19 protein-coding genes are annotated in these 16707 nt (G+C 72.4%); 11 read left to right on the forward strand and 8 right to left on the reverse strand.

The window, feature by feature from the left end; all coding sequences use genetic code 11:
- Positions 1-15: 15 nt before the first annotated feature.
- Positions 16-978, forward strand: a complete 963-nt coding sequence (locus tag IEZ25_RS15960) for an alpha/beta hydrolase fold domain-containing protein (protein ID WP_191200430.1) — start codon at positions 16-18, stop codon at positions 976-978.
- On the opposite strand, the gene IEZ25_RS15965 is transcribed toward IEZ25_RS15960, so the two are convergent.
- Positions 867-1427 (reverse strand): TIGR03086 family metal-binding protein, encoded by a 561-nt coding sequence (locus IEZ25_RS15965; protein ID WP_191200431.1) that lies wholly within the window; start codon positions 1425-1427, stop codon positions 867-869. The genes IEZ25_RS15960 and IEZ25_RS15965 overlap by 112 nt on opposite strands.
- 52 nt (positions 1428-1479) lie before the next feature.
- Here IEZ25_RS15965 and IEZ25_RS15970 point away from each other — a divergent pair, with 52 nt between their 5' ends.
- From IEZ25_RS15970 to IEZ25_RS15980, 3 genes are read left to right on the forward strand one after another with little or no spacing between them, the layout of a single operon-like run.
- A complete protein-coding gene (locus IEZ25_RS15970) occupies positions 1480-2313 on the forward strand; it encodes a helix-turn-helix domain-containing protein (protein WP_191200432.1) in 834 nt (277 codons plus the stop codon).
- Between the two features lie 32 nt (positions 2314-2345).
- The gene (locus IEZ25_RS15975; protein ID WP_191200433.1) at positions 2346-2693 is read left to right on the forward strand and encodes a hypothetical protein; all 348 of its coding nucleotides are present in this window, start codon (positions 2346-2348) and stop codon (positions 2691-2693) included.
- A complete protein-coding gene (locus IEZ25_RS15980) occupies positions 2686-3264 on the forward strand; it encodes a hypothetical protein (RefSeq protein WP_191200434.1) in 579 nt (192 codons plus the stop codon). The genes IEZ25_RS15975 and IEZ25_RS15980 overlap by 8 nt, the downstream gene beginning before the upstream one ends.
- Positions 3265-3321: 57 nt before the next feature.
- Here the strand turns inward: IEZ25_RS15980 and IEZ25_RS15985 are convergent, their stop codons facing one another.
- Positions 3322-3774 (reverse strand): XdhC family protein, encoded by a 453-nt coding sequence (locus IEZ25_RS15985; RefSeq protein WP_191200435.1) that lies wholly within the window; start codon positions 3772-3774, stop codon positions 3322-3324.
- Between the two features lie 23 nt (positions 3775-3797).
- On the opposite strand from IEZ25_RS15985, the gene IEZ25_RS15990 reads away from it, so the two are divergent.
- From IEZ25_RS15990 to hemW, 4 genes are all read left to right on the forward strand, one after another.
- Complete coding sequence (locus IEZ25_RS15990) at positions 3798-4730, forward strand: aminoglycoside phosphotransferase family protein (RefSeq protein ID WP_191200436.1); 933 nt, start codon at positions 3798-3800, stop codon at positions 4728-4730.
- A gap of 222 nt (positions 4731-4952) precedes the next feature.
- Positions 4953-6773: an AMP-dependent synthetase/ligase gene (locus IEZ25_RS15995; RefSeq protein ID WP_191200437.1), complete on the forward strand. Its 1821-nt coding sequence runs from the start codon at positions 4953-4955 to the stop codon at positions 6771-6773.
- A 137-nt stretch (positions 6774-6910) separates the two neighbouring features.
- A complete protein-coding gene (locus IEZ25_RS16000) occupies positions 6911-7822 on the forward strand; it encodes an intradiol ring-cleavage dioxygenase (RefSeq protein ID WP_191200438.1) in 912 nt (303 codons plus the stop codon).
- A 43-nt stretch (positions 7823-7865) separates the two neighbouring features.
- Complete coding sequence (gene hemW, locus IEZ25_RS16005; protein ID WP_191200439.1) at positions 7866-9083, forward strand: radical SAM family heme chaperone HemW; 1218 nt, start codon at positions 7866-7868, stop codon at positions 9081-9083.
- Between the two features lie 12 nt (positions 9084-9095).
- Here the strand turns inward: hemW and IEZ25_RS16010 are convergent, their stop codons facing one another.
- The 4 genes from IEZ25_RS16010 to IEZ25_RS16025 form a co-directional block, all read right to left on the reverse strand.
- Positions 9096-9944, reverse strand: a complete 849-nt coding sequence (locus IEZ25_RS16010) for a DUF3097 domain-containing protein (protein ID WP_191200440.1) — start codon at positions 9942-9944, stop codon at positions 9096-9098.
- Between the two features lie 59 nt (positions 9945-10003).
- The gene (locus tag IEZ25_RS16015) at positions 10004-10309 is read right to left on the reverse strand and encodes a hypothetical protein (protein WP_191200441.1); all 306 of its coding nucleotides are present in this window, start codon (positions 10307-10309) and stop codon (positions 10004-10006) included.
- Between the two features lie 68 nt (positions 10310-10377).
- The gene (locus IEZ25_RS16020; RefSeq protein WP_191200442.1) at positions 10378-11061 is read right to left on the reverse strand and encodes a DUF2470 domain-containing protein; all 684 of its coding nucleotides are present in this window, start codon (positions 11059-11061) and stop codon (positions 10378-10380) included.
- A gap of 51 nt (positions 11062-11112) precedes the next feature.
- Positions 11113-11985 (reverse strand): MBL fold metallo-hydrolase, encoded by an 873-nt coding sequence (locus tag IEZ25_RS16025; RefSeq protein WP_191200443.1) that lies wholly within the window; start codon positions 11983-11985, stop codon positions 11113-11115.
- A 78-nt stretch (positions 11986-12063) separates the two neighbouring features.
- Between IEZ25_RS16025 and hrcA the strand changes: the two genes are divergently transcribed.
- Genes hrcA through IEZ25_RS16040 form a run of 3 tightly spaced genes read left to right on the forward strand, consistent with a single transcriptional unit; the run spans position 12064 to position 14998 of the window.
- Positions 12064-13086, forward strand: a complete 1023-nt coding sequence (hrcA, locus tag IEZ25_RS16030; RefSeq protein WP_191200444.1) for a heat-inducible transcriptional repressor HrcA — start codon at positions 12064-12066, stop codon at positions 13084-13086.
- Positions 13083-14258, forward strand: coding sequence for a molecular chaperone DnaJ (gene dnaJ, locus IEZ25_RS16035; protein WP_191200445.1), 1176 nt, complete (start codon positions 13083-13085; stop codon positions 14256-14258). The genes hrcA and dnaJ overlap by 4 nt, the downstream gene beginning before the upstream one ends.
- On the forward strand, positions 14258-14998 hold the full coding sequence (locus tag IEZ25_RS16040; RefSeq protein ID WP_191200446.1) for a 16S rRNA (uracil(1498)-N(3))-methyltransferase: 741 nt from the start codon (positions 14258-14260) through the stop codon (positions 14996-14998). Before dnaJ ends, IEZ25_RS16040 begins: the two co-directional genes overlap by 1 nt.
- Positions 14999-15142: 144 nt before the next feature.
- Here the strand turns inward: IEZ25_RS16040 and IEZ25_RS16045 are convergent, their stop codons facing one another.
- Together IEZ25_RS16045 and IEZ25_RS16050 are read right to left on the reverse strand one after the other, a co-directional pair.
- On the reverse strand, positions 15143-16159 hold the full coding sequence (locus IEZ25_RS16045; RefSeq protein ID WP_191200447.1) for a GerMN domain-containing protein: 1017 nt from the start codon (positions 16157-16159) through the stop codon (positions 15143-15145).
- The gene (locus IEZ25_RS16050; protein ID WP_318152272.1) at positions 16156-16686 is read right to left on the reverse strand and encodes a SigE family RNA polymerase sigma factor; all 531 of its coding nucleotides are present in this window, start codon (positions 16684-16686) and stop codon (positions 16156-16158) included. The genes IEZ25_RS16045 and IEZ25_RS16050 overlap by 4 nt, the downstream gene beginning before the upstream one ends.
- Positions 16687-16707: the final 21 nt, after the last annotated feature.

Consider the following 16707-nt stretch of genomic DNA (forward strand, 5'->3'; position numbering starts at 1 on the left):
CCGCGAAGCCCCGGCATGCGACTGGCTGACCGGCTCCGGGTCGAGGCGATCCGCGCGAGCGCGCCCTTCACCGTGCGCTACGGCGACCACCTGCGCTTCGCCGGCCAGGACCTGGCCGCACCGAGGCGGATCCACGTCCGCACGCGGCACGGGCGGATCCCGGTGCACCTCTACGGACCGACGGGGGAGGCCCGGCCGGTCCACGTGCACCTCCACGGCGGGGCGTGGCTGATGCGCCACCCGCAGATGGACGACTGGTGGTGCCGCTACCTCGCCGCGACCGCCGGTGTCGTGGTCGCGAACGTCGACTTCGAGGTGGCCCCGCGCGTGACCTACCCCGTGGCGCAGCACCAGGCCCACGACGTGGCGGCCGCGCTGGCCGCCGACGGCGCCCCGGTCTCGGTGGGCGGCTTCAGCTCCGGCGGAGGCATGGCCGCCTCGGTCGCCCTGCAGGCCCGCGACACCGGCTCGTTCACCCCGACGCTGCAGGTGCTGGGCATCCCGGCGCTCGACCTGTCGGCGGAGCCACGCGACGGCGACCGCGGCATGATCTCGCCGGACCTGCGCCGGCTGGTGCGCCGCGTCTACCTGCCGGATCCCGTCACCCGGCGCGAGGCGTACGCCTCACCGCTCCTGGCCGCCGACCTCGCCGGGCTGCCACCCGCGGTCGTCCTGACCGCGGAGCGCGACGTGCTCCGCGCCGAGGGCGACGCGTACGCCGGCCGACTGAGCGAGGCCGGCGTACGCGTCGTGCACCACGTCACGCCAGGGGTCGACCACTACTTCCTCACCGAGGACCCGGTGCGCGCCCGCACGACGATGGCGATGGTGGCGGACGAGATCGCTGCCGCCGGTCGGGTGGGAGATCAGGCGGCCGGCGCCCAGCCCGGGTCGCGGCCGAGCCGGGCCAGCAGCCGGTCCGAGGCCGAGGCGTCGTCGGGCACCGGGACCGCCTCCGCGCAGACCCCCTCCGAGTAGAGGGCGTCGCCCCAGCCGTCGGCGGTGGCGTGCAGGGCTGCCGCCTCCTTCTCGCTGACCGACCACTGCTGGCCGGTGGCGCGGGCGATGTCGGAGCCGTGCACGACGAGGTCCCAGCCGTAGAAGTCGGCCATCGTGGCCGCGATCGTGGTGCGGCCGAAGTAGCCGTCGTACTCCCGCTCGGCGACGCCGTCCGCGGAGAGCACCTCGGCCACGGCCGATGCGTGCTTGCGCCACGCGGCAGGTGGGTCGGACTGGTCGGGCGAGGGACCGGGGGAGAGGTCCTGGCGCTCGAGGAACTCCCGCTCGGTCTCGATCGCGTGGACGACGACGTCGCGGACGGTCCAGTCGTCGCACGGTGTGGGTGCGTCCCAGCGCCCCTCGGCTCCGTCGAGGATGGCGGCGAACGCGTCGGCTCGCGCGGTGAAGCTCTCTGCACTCGTGGTCATGACCGTGACTCTCGCAGCGCTCCTGTCGGTGGCGCTTGTGATAATCCGACACATGGCCGGTCCTCGTCCCAGCGATCCGGTGGACCGTGCCCACCTGACCGGGGTCAGTCGGCCCTCGCCGCCGATCCACCGATACTCGCCCAGCGCCCACCTCGCCGACCTCGTCGACCGCTACTGGATCCCGGTCTGGTCGCTGGCCGAGCCGTCCACGCAGAGCACGCTCCAGCACCCGGTCTGCCTCGTCGTGGTCAGCGACACCTACGCCCGCCTCTACGGCGTGACCAGGGGCCGGTCCAGCGTGACCCTCGAGGGGGAGGGGTACGCCGTCGGGACGATGCTCATGCCCGCCGCCGGTCGGCTGCTGCTCGGTCGCCCGGTGGCCGGCCTCACCGACACCTGGACCGACCTCGCCGAGGTGCTGCCCGACGGACGGCTCGTCGACGCCGTGCGCGCCGCGATGGACGCCGGCCCGCACGACCCCGGCTCGCACCTGCGGGCGATCGCGCACCTCGAGGCGTGGTTCACCACGTTCCTCCCGGTCGACGAGCAGGGGCTGCTGGTCAACCGGCTCGTGGCCTGGCTGCGCGAGCATCCCGAGGTGACCCGGGTGGGCGAGATGGCCGCCGAGGTCGGCCTCACCGAGCGCAGCCTGCAGCGGCTCGTGGAGCAGCGGCTCGGGATCAGCCCGAAGTGGTTGGTGCAGCGTCGGCGCCTCCACGACGCTGTCGAGGCGCTCAAGGCCGGCGCGACCAGCCTCGCCCAGATGGCTGGGGACCTCGGCTACACCGACCAGGCGCACTTCACCCACGACTTCCGGACCGTGACCGGCATGACGCCGGGGGAGTACCTCAGGGACCAACCGTCGCGAGCGTCAACCAAAAGTTGACAGACGTCGCCGCGGTGTCGCATCGTGGAGCCATGTCGCCCGTGCTCGGTCACCTGCTCACCGCCGCCGTCATCACGCTCGTCGTGGGGTTCGCCTCCGGGGGAGGCTGGGCCTACTTCGTGGTCGGCGCGGTCCTCGCGCTGTCGCTGTGGGTGATGCTCTTCGCGGGCTCCTACGCGACACCGGGCCCGGCGGAGGGCAACGGCCGCACCTCGTCGCGTCAGTACGCCCTGGCCGGCGCGTGCGCGCTCGTGCTCGGATACGTGATGTACGCCGTGGGCGACGGGGCGGTGTGGTGGTCGGTCGGCTTCATCATGGCCGGTGCGATCATCCCCGCCGCTCGCGCCGCGGGATCCCAGTCCCGGACCGGCGGTGCCTGAGCGGGGTGAGCCGCTCGGACGCCTGCGCACGGCGGCCACGACCTTGGCACTCGCCGAGCGCGCGCTGGCCGACCGGGTGCGTGAGGCACACGCGGCGGGGCACAGCTGGGCCGACATCGGAGGCGTGCTCGGCACCACGCGGCAGGCGGCGTTCAAGAGGTTCGGCTCCGCGAGGGACCCGAGGACGGGGGAGCAGATGAGGTCCGTGGGGACCGAGGACGTCGGGCCGATCACCGAGCGGGTCTTCGCGCTCGTCGACCAGGGCGACTACGACGCTCTCCGCGCGCAGATGCCCGACGACGTGGCCCGGGTGCTGTCCCGCGACGTGGTCCTCGACCTGTGGGCGAGGGTGGTCGCCGACACCGGCAACCTGGTGCGCTGCGAGGACACCGTCGTCGAGATGCCCGGCGGCCGAGAGGTGCCGCGCGACACGGCTCTGGGCACCGTGGTCGGTGTCACCACGCTGGTCTGCGAGGCCGGCGAGTGGCAGGGCCGGGTGGCCGTCGGGCAGGACCGGCAGGTCCTGGGGCTGCTCGTCGTGCCGCCAGGTGCTCGCGACCTGCCGTTCTAGGGCGCTGCTGACTCCAAGTTCACTCGCACCAGCGACGAGCGAGCTTCGACCTACCGATCAGCCCCGCATCGGGCCGCCGGGCCGGCCGTAGGACTCGGCGACGATCTCGGCGACCACGGAGAGCGCGATCTCGCCAGGCGCCTTGCCGCCGAGGTTGTGGCCGGCCGGCACGTGCAGCGTGCCCGTGTCGACGCCCTCTGCGCTCAGCTCCGCGACCAGGCCCTCGGCCCGGCGACGGCTTGCCATCATCGCGACGTAGACGGCCTCGGAGGCGAGTGCGGCGCGCAGCACGGCGGGCGCGTCCGGCGCGTCGTGGTCGCAGAGCACCACCGCGTCCCCCGGCTGCGGCTCCAGGCCTGGCCCGCCGTCGTCGGCCGACTCGACCAGCACGGTGCGGCCGACCGCGGAGGCGATGACCGCGATCGCCCGGGCGATCGGGTTGTCGCTCAGGACCAGGATGCGGCCGGTCTGCTCGGGCTCGGCCACCCACGGCTGCTCGCGCGGAGTCATGTCCGTCACCCTAGGCTCGCCGCGTGCCCGTCACCATCCCTGCAGGACTGCTGGCCCAGCGCGGCCTCGGCGACGACTGGTCGGCCTGGCTCGACCGGCTGCCCCGTCTCGCCGAGGAGCTGCTCGAGGAGTGGCACCTCACCCCGACCGCCGGGTCGCTGCACGGCCACGTCTCGCTGGTCGTGCCGGTGGTGGACGCGGACGGCGTGGCCGGCGGGCTCAAGGTCGGCTTCGACGGGGACGAGGAGTCGCTCCACGAGGCACTCACGTTGCAGCACTGGGGAGGGCGAGGTGCCGTACGGCTGCGGCGGGCCGACCCTCGCCGGCGTGCGCTCCTGCTGGACTGGCTGGCCGGGCCCGACCTCGGCGACCTGTGGGACGTGGAGGCGTGCGAGGTCGTGGGCGGGCTCTACGAGCGGCTGCACATCGCGGCGCTGCCGCAGCTCGCCACGGTCACGTCGTACGTCGAGCAGTGGCTGCGCGACCTCCGTGACCTGGGGCGCGACGTCCCGATCCCGCGGAGGTACGTCGACCAGGCGCTCTCGCTCGGTCGCGACCTGCTCGCCGACGACGTGCCGCCCGTGGTGGTGCACGGCGACCTCCACTACGCCAACGTGATGGCCGACGACGCCGGGGAGTGGCTGGCGATCGACCCCAAGCCGATGGCCGGCGACCGGCACTACGAGCCGGCGCCGATGCTCTGGAACCGGATGGACGAGCTCGACGGGCCGCTGGCGGTCGGGTCGGTCCGCGACGGGCTCCGTCGTCGCTTCCACGCGCTGGTCGACGCCGGCGACCTCGACGAGGACCGGGCGCGCGACTGGGTCGTCGTGCGGATGATCGTCAACGCGTCCTGGACCGCGCAGGACGCGCGGGCGGCCGGTCGCGGTCTCGACGCCGAGGAGCGGGACTGGATCACCCGCTGCATCGCCGTCGCCAAGGCCGTCCAGGACTAGCCAGGACCAGCCAGGACCAGCCAGGACTAGACAGTGTCGGACGAACGAGCCCGGCAGATGGGTCGAAAGTCGCAACCTGCGCGAGTGGAGCGCTCAAAACGCCCGGATTGCTACCACCCGGTAGACCACGTGACCTAGGTTACAGCCCAAGTCTCCGAGCTTCCCGCCACGTGGCGCGCCGCGCCACGCTCCCCGGAACCAGATCGAATGAGTAGGTAACAGATGCCGATCACCGTCGACACCTCCTTCCTCGACACGATGCCGCCCAACGTGGCCGTCCAGTTCTTCGACCGTGTCGCTGCCTCCGCCGACAGCGAGGCCTTCCGCTTCCCGCGCGGCGAGGCGTGGGAGTCCGTCACCTGGAAGCAGGCCGGCGACAAGGTCGAGGCGCTCGCCGCGGGACTGATCGCGCTGGGCGTCGAGCCCGAGCAGCGGGTGGGCATCGCATCCGGGACGCGCTACGAGTGGATCCTGGCCGACCTCGCCATCATGTGTGCCGCCGGTGCCACCACCACGGTCTACCCGACCACCAACGCCGAGGACACGACGTACATCCTCGCCGACTCCGAGAGCCGCGTCGTCTTCGCCGAGGACGACGAGCAGGTCGCCAAGCTGACCGTGCACCGCGCCGAGCTGCCCCACGTGAGCAAGGTCGTCACCTTCACCGGGAAGACCGACGGGGACTGGATCATCTCGCTCGACGACCTCGCCGCGCTGGGGGCGGAGAAGCTGGCTGCGGAGCCCGACGTGGTGCGCACCACCTCGCAGGCGATCGCGCCCGACCAGCTCGCGACCCTGATCTACACCTCCGGGACCACCGGCCGCCCCAAGGGGGTGCGGTTGCGGCACTCGTCGTGGGTCTACGAGGGCGAGGCGATCCGCGTGCAGGGGATCCTCTCCGAGAGCGATCTCGAGTTCCGCTGGCTGCCGATGGCGCACTCCTTCGGCAAGGTGCTGATGTCGACGCAGATGGCGTGCGGGTTCGCCGCGGCGATCGACGGTCGCGTGGACAAGATCGTGGACAACCTCGGCGTGGTGAAGCCGACCTTCATGGGGGCGGCCCCCCGCATCTTCGAGAAGGCCCACGGCCGCATCGTCACCATGCAGGCGGCCGAGGGCGGTGCCAAGGAGAAGATCTTCAAGAACGCCTTCAAGGTCGGCCTGGAGGTCGAGCGCCTCAAGCGCGCGGGGAAGTCGGTCCCGCTGAGCCTCAGGGTGCAGCACGGGCTCTTCGACAAGCTGGTCTTCTCCAAGATCCGCGACCGCTTCGGCGGCAACGTCCGCTTCTTCATCTCCGGCGCCGCGGCGCTCAACAGCGACATCGCCGAGTGGTTCGGCGCCGCCGGCATCACGATCCTGGAGGGCTACGGCCTCACCGAGACGTCGGCGGGCTCCTTCGTCAACCACCCTGACCGCAACAAGTTCGGCACCGTCGGCCCGGTCATCCCGGGCAGCGAGGTCAAGCTCGGCGACAACGACGAGATCATGATCAAGGGTCCCGGTGTGATGGACGGCTACCACAACCTCCCGGAGGAGACGGCCAGGACGCTGACCTCCGACGGCTGGCTGCACACCGGTGACAAGGGCGCCCTCGACGAGGACGGTCACCTGGTCATCACCGGGCGCATCAAGGAGCTCTTCAAGACCTCCGGCGGCAAGTACATCGCCCCGCCCGCGATCGAGTCGAAGTTCAAGGCGGTGTGCCCCTACGCCAGCCAGTTCATGGTGTTCGGTGAGGACCGCAACTACTGCGTCGCCCTCGTCACCCTCGATCCCGATGCGATGGCGGGCTGGGCAGAGGAGAACGGGATGAGCGGCGCGTCCTACACCGAGATCGTGCAGTCCGACGCCGTGCACGCGATGGTCCAGGGCTACGTCGACGACCTCAACAGCCACCTCAACCGGTGGGAGACGGTCAAGAAGTGGAAGCTCCTCGACCACGACCTCACGATCGAGTCCGGCGAGCTGACCCCGTCGATGAAGGTGAAGCGCACCGTGGTCCAGGACAACAACAAGGCGGTCCTCGAGGAGCTCTACGCCTGAGCCGCCAGGCCTGGACGAAGGTCAGATCGAGTTGCTGGGCGGCTCACAGGAGCCGCACAGGACGCACCGGGTGAATGGGTGCCAGTGGGAGACCACTGGCACCCATTCGCATCTCCCGACCCGCCCAGGAGCACGTCATGACCGCAGACGACCACCCCCACCGCCACGCCGCTGACGAGGTGCACGAGCACGACCTCGGCCTCCAGCACGACCTCGGCACCCTCGAGCGCCGCGGCTTCTCCCGGTGGGGCCGGCGCGGCGTGCTCGGGATGCTCGGCGGCCTCGGCGTGGCGACCGTCGCCGGGTGCTCCAGCGACGGCACGTCCGCCAGCGCGAGCGATGCGCAGGGCGGGCCGCCGAGCGGCGGCCCGGGCGGCGCGCCCCCCGGTGGGATGGGCGGTGACTCGTCGGTCGAGGTGGCCGACGGCGAGATCCCCGAGGAGACGGCCGGCCCCTTCCCCGGCGACGGCACCAACGGCCCCGACGTGCTCTCGGAGAGCGGGGTGGTGCGCTCCGACATCACCACCAGCTTCGGCTCGGCCTCCGGGGTCGCCGAGGGCGTGCCCCTCACCCTGCGGCTCAAGGTCTACGACCTGACCGGCGACGACGTCCAGATCCTCTCCGGGGCCGCCATCTATGCCTGGCACTGCGACCGGGCCGGCAGCTACTCGATGTACGACGGCGACGCCGCCGACGAGAACTACCTGCGCGGGGTCCAGGAGACCGACGCGGACGGCTGGGTGGAGTTCACCTCGATCTTCCCCGCCTGCTACTCGGGTCGATGGCCGCACGTGCACTTCGAGGTCTACGAGTCGCTCGACGCCGCGACCAGCGCGTCGAACAAGCTGCGCACCTCGCAGCTGGCCTTCCCGCAGGACGTGTGCGAGGAGGTGTACGCCACCGAGGGCTACGAGGACTCGGTGACCAACCTCGCCCGGGTCAGCCTCGACACCGACGGGATCTTCAGCGACGGCTACTCCCTGCAGATGGCCACCGTGAAGGGCAGCGCGAGCGAGGGCTACACCGCGACGCTCAACGTGCCCATCTGATCGGGCGTCCCGGCCCGCGGGCCACGCGTGGTTGGATACCGGCGTGCCCCCCGCTCAACCCGATGGCGACCTCGCGCCCGAGGACGGACTCCTCCCGGACGAGGCGTGGGCGGAGTTCGGGAGCAGGCCCTTCGGGCTCTACGTCCACGTGCCGTTCTGCACGGTCCGCTGCGGCTACTGCGACTTCAACACCTACACCGCTCACGAGCTCGGCGACGAGGTCGGCGCCAGCCGGTCGTCGTACGCCGAGGCGGCGATCAAGGAGATCCGGTTCGCGCGTGAGGTGCTGGGCCACCGCGACGTGAAGATCGAGACGATCTTCTTCGGCGGCGGCACCCCGACGCTGCTCAGGGCCGCCGACCTCGGCTCGATCGTCGCGAGCGCCGCCGCGGAGTTCGGCCTGGCCGACGACGTCGAGATCACCACCGAGGCCAACCCCGACAGCGTCGCCGCGTGGGACCTCGAAGAGCTGCGCACCGCCGGCTTCAACCGCATCAGCTTCGGCATGCAGTCCGCCGTCGACCACGTGCTGCGCACCCTCGACCGCACGCACGACCCGATGCGCGTGCCCGCGGTCGTCGACTGGGCCCGCCAGGCCGGGTTCGACGACGTCAGCCTGGACCTGATCTACGGCACGCCGGGGGAGTCCCTCGCCGACTGGGAGACCTCCCTCGACGCGGCCCTCGCGTGTGGGCCCGACCACGTGTCGGCGTACTCGCTCATCGTCGAGGAGGGCACCGCCATGGGCCGTCAGGTCAGGCGCGGCGAGCTGGCGATGCCCGACGAGGACGACCTCGCCGACAAGTACCTCCTCGCCGACGAGCGGCTCGGCGCCGCCGGGTTGAGCTGGTACGAGGTCTCCAACTGGGCCACGTCCTCCGAGCACCGGTGCCGCCACAACCTCCTCTACTGGACCGGCGGTCACTGGTGGGGCGTCGGGCCCGGCGCGCACTCCCACGTCGGCGGGGTGCGGTGGTGGAACGTCAAGCACCCCGCGGCCTACGCCGAGCGGATGGCGCGTGGCGTCTCCCCGGCCCAGGCGCGCGAGGTGCTCGGCTACCGCGACCAGCGGGTCGAGCGGATCCTGCTGGAGATCCGGCTCGTCGACGGCCTCCCCGTCACCGCCCTCGAGGCCACCGGTCGCTCCCACGTCGCCCGGATGGTCGCCGACGGGCTGGTCGAGCTCGCCACCGAGCGCCTCGTGCTCACCCAGCGCGGCCGGCTGCTCGCCGACGCGCTCGTGCGCGACCTCGTCGACTGAAGCAGAGGCCCGTCAGGGCGCGGTGGTGAAGTCGATGAGCTCCTCGACCCGGCCGAGGAGCTCGGGCTCGAGGTCGGCAAAGGAGGACACCCGCCCGAGGACGTGCTTCCACGCGCGGGCGATGTCGGCCTGGTTGCGGTGCGGCCAGCCCAGCTGCTGACAGGTGCCGGTCTTCCAGTCGATGCCCTTGGGCACGTGGGGCCACCGGGCGATGCCGAGCCGGTCCGGCTTGACCGCCTGCCAGATGTCGATGAAGGGGTGTCCCACCACCAGCACGTGCTTGCCGATGGGGGAGCGCGCGATCCCCTGGGCGATCCGCGCCTCCTTCGACCCGGGGACCAGGTGGTCGACCAGCACGCCGACGCGGCGCTGCGGGCCGGGCTTGAAGTCGCGCAGGTGCTCGGCGAGGTCGTCGACGCCACCGAGGTACTCCACGACGACGCCCTCGATCCGCAGGTCGTCGCCCCACACCTTCTCGACCAGCTCGGCGTCGTGGCGGCCCTCGACGAAGATCCGACTGGCGCGGGCGACGCGAGCGCGGGCACCGGGCACGGCGACCGACCCGGACGCCGTACGCGTGGGGGCGGCCGGTGCTCCGCCGCGGACGGGTCGGGTGAGGATCACCGGCTTGCCCTCCAGCAGGAAGCCGGGGCCGAGCGGGAACGTACGTCGCTTGCCGCGCCGGTCCTCCAGCGTCAGCGTGTCGATGTCGCGGTCGATCGCGACCACCTCACCGCACCAGTCGGTGGTGACCTCCTCGACGACCATCCCGAGCTCGGTCGGCACCTCCGTGGCACGCCCGTTCCTCGGCGCTCGCCAGTCGGAGTTGAGGACGTCGGTTCCGTAGCGATCCTGGGGCACCGGTCAACGCTAGGTGGCGATGGCGCCGACTCCGGGCTGACGCGCCGGGATCGAGGCGATCAGACCTCGTCCTGGTCGGGGGCCGTGCTGGCGCCGTCGTCGTTGCCCAGGTCCTCCTGGGTGGCGTCCATCTCGAGCTCCTCCTGGCTCTTGGTCTCCTCGTCGTCGGGGTCGAGGGGCTCGGCGAGCGGGTTGTCGTCGCCGGGCTGGAGGTCGTCGGGCAGCTGGTCGTCGGAGATCCCGCTGATGGTCGCGGAGTCGGGAGACGCGGTGTCGCCGGAGTGGTCGGAGTCGGCCTCGCTCGTGCTGCTGCCGGCCTGCGGGGTCTCGCCGTGCTCGGACTGGGACGCGCTGTTGTTGGTCATCCTCCAGTCCTACCCAGTGGGGGAGCCGGCGGCCAGCCCCCTGTGGGTGGGAGTGCGGGCGGACGGGGTCAGCACATGCCGGCGTGGAGGTGCGAGCGGAGTGCGGCGCCGAGCTCCTGGGGCGAGCTGACCGGTCGCACGAAGTCGAGGCGGTGCGGGTGTGCGCCCTCGGCATCGAGCCAGGCCACGTCGACGCCGCACGGGTCGACGCCCATCAGGCTCGCGGCGAGCATCGACTGGAGCGGGATCCCGAAGGTGGAGGCCATCGCACTGCGCAGCTCCGGCTCGTGCGCGGTGTTGGCGTGCTCGACCGTGCGCTGGAGGTAGCCGGGATTGAGCACGTGGCGGTGGTCACGGAACCGCGAGACGTCCACGGTCACGGTGGCGTCGTCACTGAGCAGGTCGACCGAGGTCAGCTCGAGGGCGACGAGCGAGCGCGGGTCGCCGCAGCACCGGCAGCCGGTGTCGCGCTGCGTGAGGGTGCCCTGCAGCACGAGGCTGAGGTCCCGGTGCGCCGAGGTCGGGTCGCCGAGGCCGCTGGCGATCTCGACCATGCCCACGGCCCCGCCGTGCGCCGCGGCGAGCAGGGCCGAGTCGTCGCCAGCGCTGAACACGGGCGCTCCGTGCATGTCGCAGGTGACGTCGTAGACCTCGTCGGCGATCGCCTCGCGTGCCTGGCCCACCCACAGGGTGATCGCCTCGGGGCAGGACAGCACGCTGCGGGCCAGCAGGGCGGCTTCGGCCGGGTTCATCACGCCTCCACGAGTGATTAGGTAAGGCAACCCTAACCCGTCCCGGGCGGATCAGACCAGCGGGAGCCGTTTCTGGGACCGCGGCAGGTGCGCGTAGCCGAGGCGGACCGCGCTGGTCAGCAACGCCGGGTCCCATGGCCACTCGCCCTGCTCCAGCGCCTCGGACTCGGGCACGCCACGGCCGGCGAGGTCGCGGATCGTCTCCGCGATCGTCCCGAGCTCGGTGCGCTGGTCCTGCACGAAGTCCTGGTCGACGACCTGGCCGTGTCCGGGCACCACGACCGTGCGGTCGGTCATCAGCCCGAGCACGAGGTCGAGGGTCATCGGCCACTCCATCGGCCACGAGTCGTCGCCGATGAACGGCGGGTCGGACTCCTCGACCAGGTCGCCGCCGAGCAGCACGTCGGCGTCCGGGACGCGTACGACGAGGTCGCCGGCCGTGTGCCCCCGGCCGGGATGGATGAGCTCGACGGCCCGGTCGCCCAGGTCGATCTGGACGGCCGAGGAGAAGGTGCGGTCGGGGAGGCGCAGCGTGGTCTCGAGGATCTCCTCGCGGCGCGGGTGGTCGCCGGCGCGGTAGAGCTCGTGGGTCCGCGCCGCCGACTCCTCGATGTGGTCGCGCGCCCAGTCGGTGGCGTGGATCGGCATCTCGCCGAACTGCTCGACCATCGTGGCGTTGCCGAAGTGGTGGTCCCAGTGCTCGTGGGTGTTGACGAGTCCGGTGAGCGGCCCCGCGCCCAGGCGGCGTACGTCGTCGGCCACCCGGCGTGCCTCGGCGGCCGAGCCGTGCGTGTCGACCATCAGCAGCCCGTCGGAGCCGCCGATCAGGGTGATGTTGACGTGCATCCACTCGTAGTGCGCCACCCACACCCGCGGCGCGACCTCGGTGAACCGGGGTGGGGAGTCGGGGGACGAGTCGGCCATGTCCGCGACCCTACGGCGAACGAGTAGTCTTGGCACTCGAGGCGAACGAGTGCCAGAGAGACGTGCAGAGGAGGGCTCATGGTCGACGACCGCAAGCTCGACGTGCTGCGCGCGATCGTGGAAGACTACGTCGCCACCGAGGAGCCGGTGGGATCCAAGGCACTGGTCGAGCGCCACGGGCTGGGCGTGTCCCCGGCGACCGTGCGCAACGACATGGCCGCGCTCGAGGACGAGGGCTACATCCACCAGCCCCACACCAGTGCCGGGCGGGTTCCGACGGACAAGGGCTACCGGCTCTTCGTCGACAAGCTCGCCACCCTCAAGCCGATGAGCACGGCCGAGCGCCGGGCCATCTCGACCCTGCTCGACGGGGCCGTCGACCTCGACGACGTCGTGCAGAAGTCGGTGCGGCTGCTCAGCCAGCTCACCCGGCAGGTCGCGATCGTGCAGTACCCCTCGCTCTCGCGCTCCACCGTCCGCCACATCGAGCTGGTGCTGCTGACGCCGACGCGGGTGATGGTGATCCTCATCCTCAGCACCGGGCGGGTCGAGCAGCGGCTCGTCGAGCTCGACGAGGAGATCGCCGACACCGAGCTCGCCGAGGTCCGCGTCGCGGTCAACCAGGCGACCGCGGGCGTCCAGATCGCCGCGGCCACCACGGCGCTCGGCGAGCTGCCCGACGCGGCCCGGCCCGAGCTGGCCGACTGGCTGCGCTCCGTCGTGGGCGTGCTCACCGAGGCGATGTCCGACCACCGCAGCGACGAGCGGCTCGCGGTCGGCGGCACCGCCAACCTGGCCCGCTACGGCGACTTCGACACCGCCGTCCGCCCCCTCCTCGAGGCGCTGGAGGAGCACGTCGTGCTGCTCAAGCTGCTGGGGGAGTCGGGCATCGACGCCCTCACCGTCCGCATCGGGCACGAGGGCCCCTACTCCGAGCTCGCGGCCACCAGCGTGGTGGCCACCGGCTACGGCCCGCAGGAGCTCCACCTCGGCTCCCTCGGCGTGGTCGGACCGACCCGCATGGACTACCCCGGATCCATGGCAGCCGTGCGCGCGGTCGCGCGCTACGTCTCCCGGATCCTCGATGAAGGAAACCAGTGACCCAGGACCCCTACGAGATCCTCGGCGTCTCGCGCGAGGCGAGCGCCGACGAGATCAAGAAGGCCTACCGCAGGTTGGCCCGTCAGCTCCACCCCGACGTCAACCCCGACCCGGAGACCCAGGAGCGCTTCAAGGACGTCTCACGCGCCTACGAGGTGCTGAGCGACCCGGGCAAGAAGGCGGCGTACGACCGTGGCGGCGACGCGTTCAGCCAGGGCTTCGGCGGTGCCGGCCAGGGCTTCTCGTTCACCGACATCATGGACGCCTTCTTCGGGGGCGGCGCCGCCGGTGGCGGGCAGACGCGCGGTCCGCGCTCGCGCGCGCGACGCGGCCAGGACGCGCTGATCCGGCTCGACACGACGCTGGCCGAGGCGGGCTTCGGCGTCACCCGCGACATCAAGGTCGACACCGCCCTGCGGTGCGAGGCGTGCGAGGGCGAGGGCACGGCCCCCGGCACCTCGCCGATGACCTGCGAGACGTGCCACGGGCAGGGCGAGGTCGCGGTGGTCCAGCGCTCGTTCCTGGGCGAGATCCGCACCCTGCGTCCCTGCGCCGCGTGCCGCGGCTACGGCTCGGTCATCCCCGACCCGTGCCGCGAGTGCTCCGGCGACGGTCGCGTGCGCTCGCGCCGCACGCTCACCGTGAAGATCCCGGCCGGCGTCGACCACGGCACCCGCGTGCAGCTCACCGGGCAGGGCGAGGTCGGCGCGGGCGGCGGTCCCGCCGGCGACCTCTACGTCGAGATCCACGTCGAGCCCCACAAGACCTTCACCCGCGACGGCAACGACCTGCACACCACGGTCTCCCTGCCGATGACCGCGGCCGCGCTCGGCACGCACCTGACGCTGCCGCTGCTCGAGGCCGATCTCCCGCAGTCGGCCGACACCGACGCGGCGGAGAAGCCGGTCACGACCTACGACATCGAGGTCCGCCCCGGCACCCAGTCCGGCAGCGAGCAGGTCATCCGCGGGTTCGGCGTGCCGAGCCTGCGCGGCGGTCGCGGCGACCTCATCGTCAGCGTGGTCGTCGACACCCCGACCCGGCTCGACGCGCGCCAGGAGGAGCTGCTGCGCGAGCTCGCCGCGATCCGCGGCGAGGAGCAGCCCGACGGCCAGGTCGAGGCACCCCACAAGGGCATGTTCGGCCGGCTGCGCGACGCCTTCCAGGGCTGATGTCCCTCCCTGTCCACCTGGTCGAGTCGCTGGCCGGCGTGGTGGTCGGCTCGGTCGTCGAGGTGACCGGCGACGAGGCCCACCACGCCGTGGCCGTACGCCGGCTGCGCGAGGGCGAGCACGTCGTGCTGACCGACGGCCGGGGGACCTCCGTCACCGGTGAGGTCGCCTCCACGGGCAAGCGGCTCTTCACCGTGCGCGTCGTCTCGGTCGACGTCTCGGAGCGTCCTCATCCCGCGATCACGGTCGTCCAGGCGCTCCCGAAGGGCGATCGCGGCGAGCTCGCGGTCGAGGTGCTCACCGAGGTCGGGGTGGACCGCATCGTCCCGTGGGCGGCGTCGCGCTCCGTCGCTGTCTGGAAGGGCGAGCGCGCTGCGAAGTCGCTCGCGAAGTGGCAGGCCACCGCCCGCGAGGCGGGCAAGCAGTCGCGCCGCTCGTGGCTGCCCACGGTGACGCCGCTCGCCACGACCGACTCCCTGACCGACGTCGTGCGCGAGGCCGACCTCGCCGTGGTGCTCCACGAGGACGCGACCGCCCCCCTGAGCGCGCTCGACGTGCCCGCCTCCGGTCGGATCGTGGTCGTGGTCGGGCCCGAGGGCGGCATCACCCCCGACGAGCTCGCTCTCCTCGAGGGCGCCGGTGCCCTCACGGTCCGGCTCGGCGACGAGGTGCTGCGGACGTCCACCGCCGGCGTGGTCGCCGTCGCCGCGCTGCTCTCGCGCACCGAGCGCTGGGCCTGACGCCGCTCGCCGGCCTGCGTCCGGCGGCGTCCTCGGCCCCGTCCTCGGCGCGGCTCGAGCGGACCATGGGCCGCCTGACGCACGGCATGCCGTGCGACAAGCGTCCACCGCCGGCCACCAGTCCCGCATCGGTTGCCCGGCGAGTCAGTCCGTCACGGTGATCCGTCGGGTGTCGGAGTCGACGGTCCCGTCGGCGTTGCGCACGCGCGCGATGACGTCGTAGTCGCCGGGCGGCAGGTTCGGGAGGGCGAAGGTCTCCGCGAACGGCGTCAGCCGGTCGGGGGAGAGCGTGCTTCGGATCGTGCGGTCAGCCACCGTCGCGGTGCTCTCCCAGCGCTGCACGAGCACCTGCACGCTGCCGTCCGGGCTCGACCCGCGACCGCGCACCCGGATGGTCTCGTCGCCGGCGACGACGAGACCCTCCGACGGGTCCGAGAGCGAGACGGGTGCGAGCACGTCGGCGTCGGGAGAGCCGGTCAGCGGTGCCGTGGTCCGGACGCCGAGGACGGTGTCGGTCACCTGTCCCTCGACCTGCACGTCGACCGGCACCTTGCCTTGGCCCTGGACGGCCTGCGCCGTGCGGACGAGCTGCTCCAGCGCCAGGCGCGCGTCCCCCTCGCTCATTCCTGCGGGACGCCCGGCGGGGGCGCCGTCGAGGATGACAGTGATGACGTCCGGGCCCGGGATCCACTGTCGCAGGACCACGCCGGCCGGCCAGGCGGAGCGGTAGTCGGGGTCGAGGGAGTCACCCCGGAGGGCGGCATCGATGGCGGACACGGCCGGGGCGGCGGATACGGCCGGTTGGAACTCCCGGTAGAGCCTCGGGCCGTCCGCCGTGTCGCCCACGAAGTAGACCGCCACCGGCTCGGACGGCGCCTCGTCGTCCGTCGCTGTCGTGTCGGAGGTCGTCGGGCCGGCCGGGGCCGGGCCGACCGGCTCCGAGGAGCCACCGGTGGTGAGTGCGAGTGCCGCCACCACGGAGGCGGCGACGAGACCGAAGCCTCCGGCCGCCCACCACCCCCGCCGCGTACGACGTCCGCTCGACGCGGTGGTGGATCGGGGGGCGGATCGGGTGGCGGCCCGGATGGCGTCGAGCCGGTCGTCCGGCTCGATGTCGTCGGCGACGTCGAGGAGGAGGTCACTGATCAGCTGGTCGTTCACGACGGGTCCTCCCACCAGTCGCCGAGCAGCTCGCGCAGGGCGGCGCTGCCTCGGGACGCATGTGACTTCACGGCGCCTCGCGAGACCCCGATCGCCTCGGCGATCTGTGCCTCGGACCAGTCCAGGTAGTAGCGCAGCACGAGCACCTCGCGCTGCCGCTCGGAGAGCTGGCACAAGGCGTCGCGCACCGCGTCGCGCCGGGCCCCGCCCAGGCTCGGTCCGTCGACCACGCCCTCGCCGGGCGGGGTCGTGCGGACGTGCCGCTCGACGACGGCCCGGTGCCGCAACGCCGAGCGCGAGCGGTTCACCACGGCCTGGCGCAGGTAGGCGAGGGCCTTGTCGGGGTCGCGCAGCCGGGTCCACTTGCCGTGCATCGCGACGAACGCGTCCTGGACGACGTCCTCGGCCGCCCCCTGGTCGTGCACGAGCAGCACGGAGAGCCGGACGAGCTGGCGCCAGTGGGCGGCGTACAGCTGCTCGACGGCCTCGTCCGCGTCGGCACCGACGAGGCTGAGGTGCTCGGGCACCGGCACCCTCCCTCGTCGAGG

The sequence above is a fragment of the Nocardioides hwasunensis genome, from assembly GCF_014779665.1.
GTDB lineage: Bacteria > Actinomycetota > Actinomycetes > Propionibacteriales > Nocardioidaceae > Nocardioides > Nocardioides hwasunensis.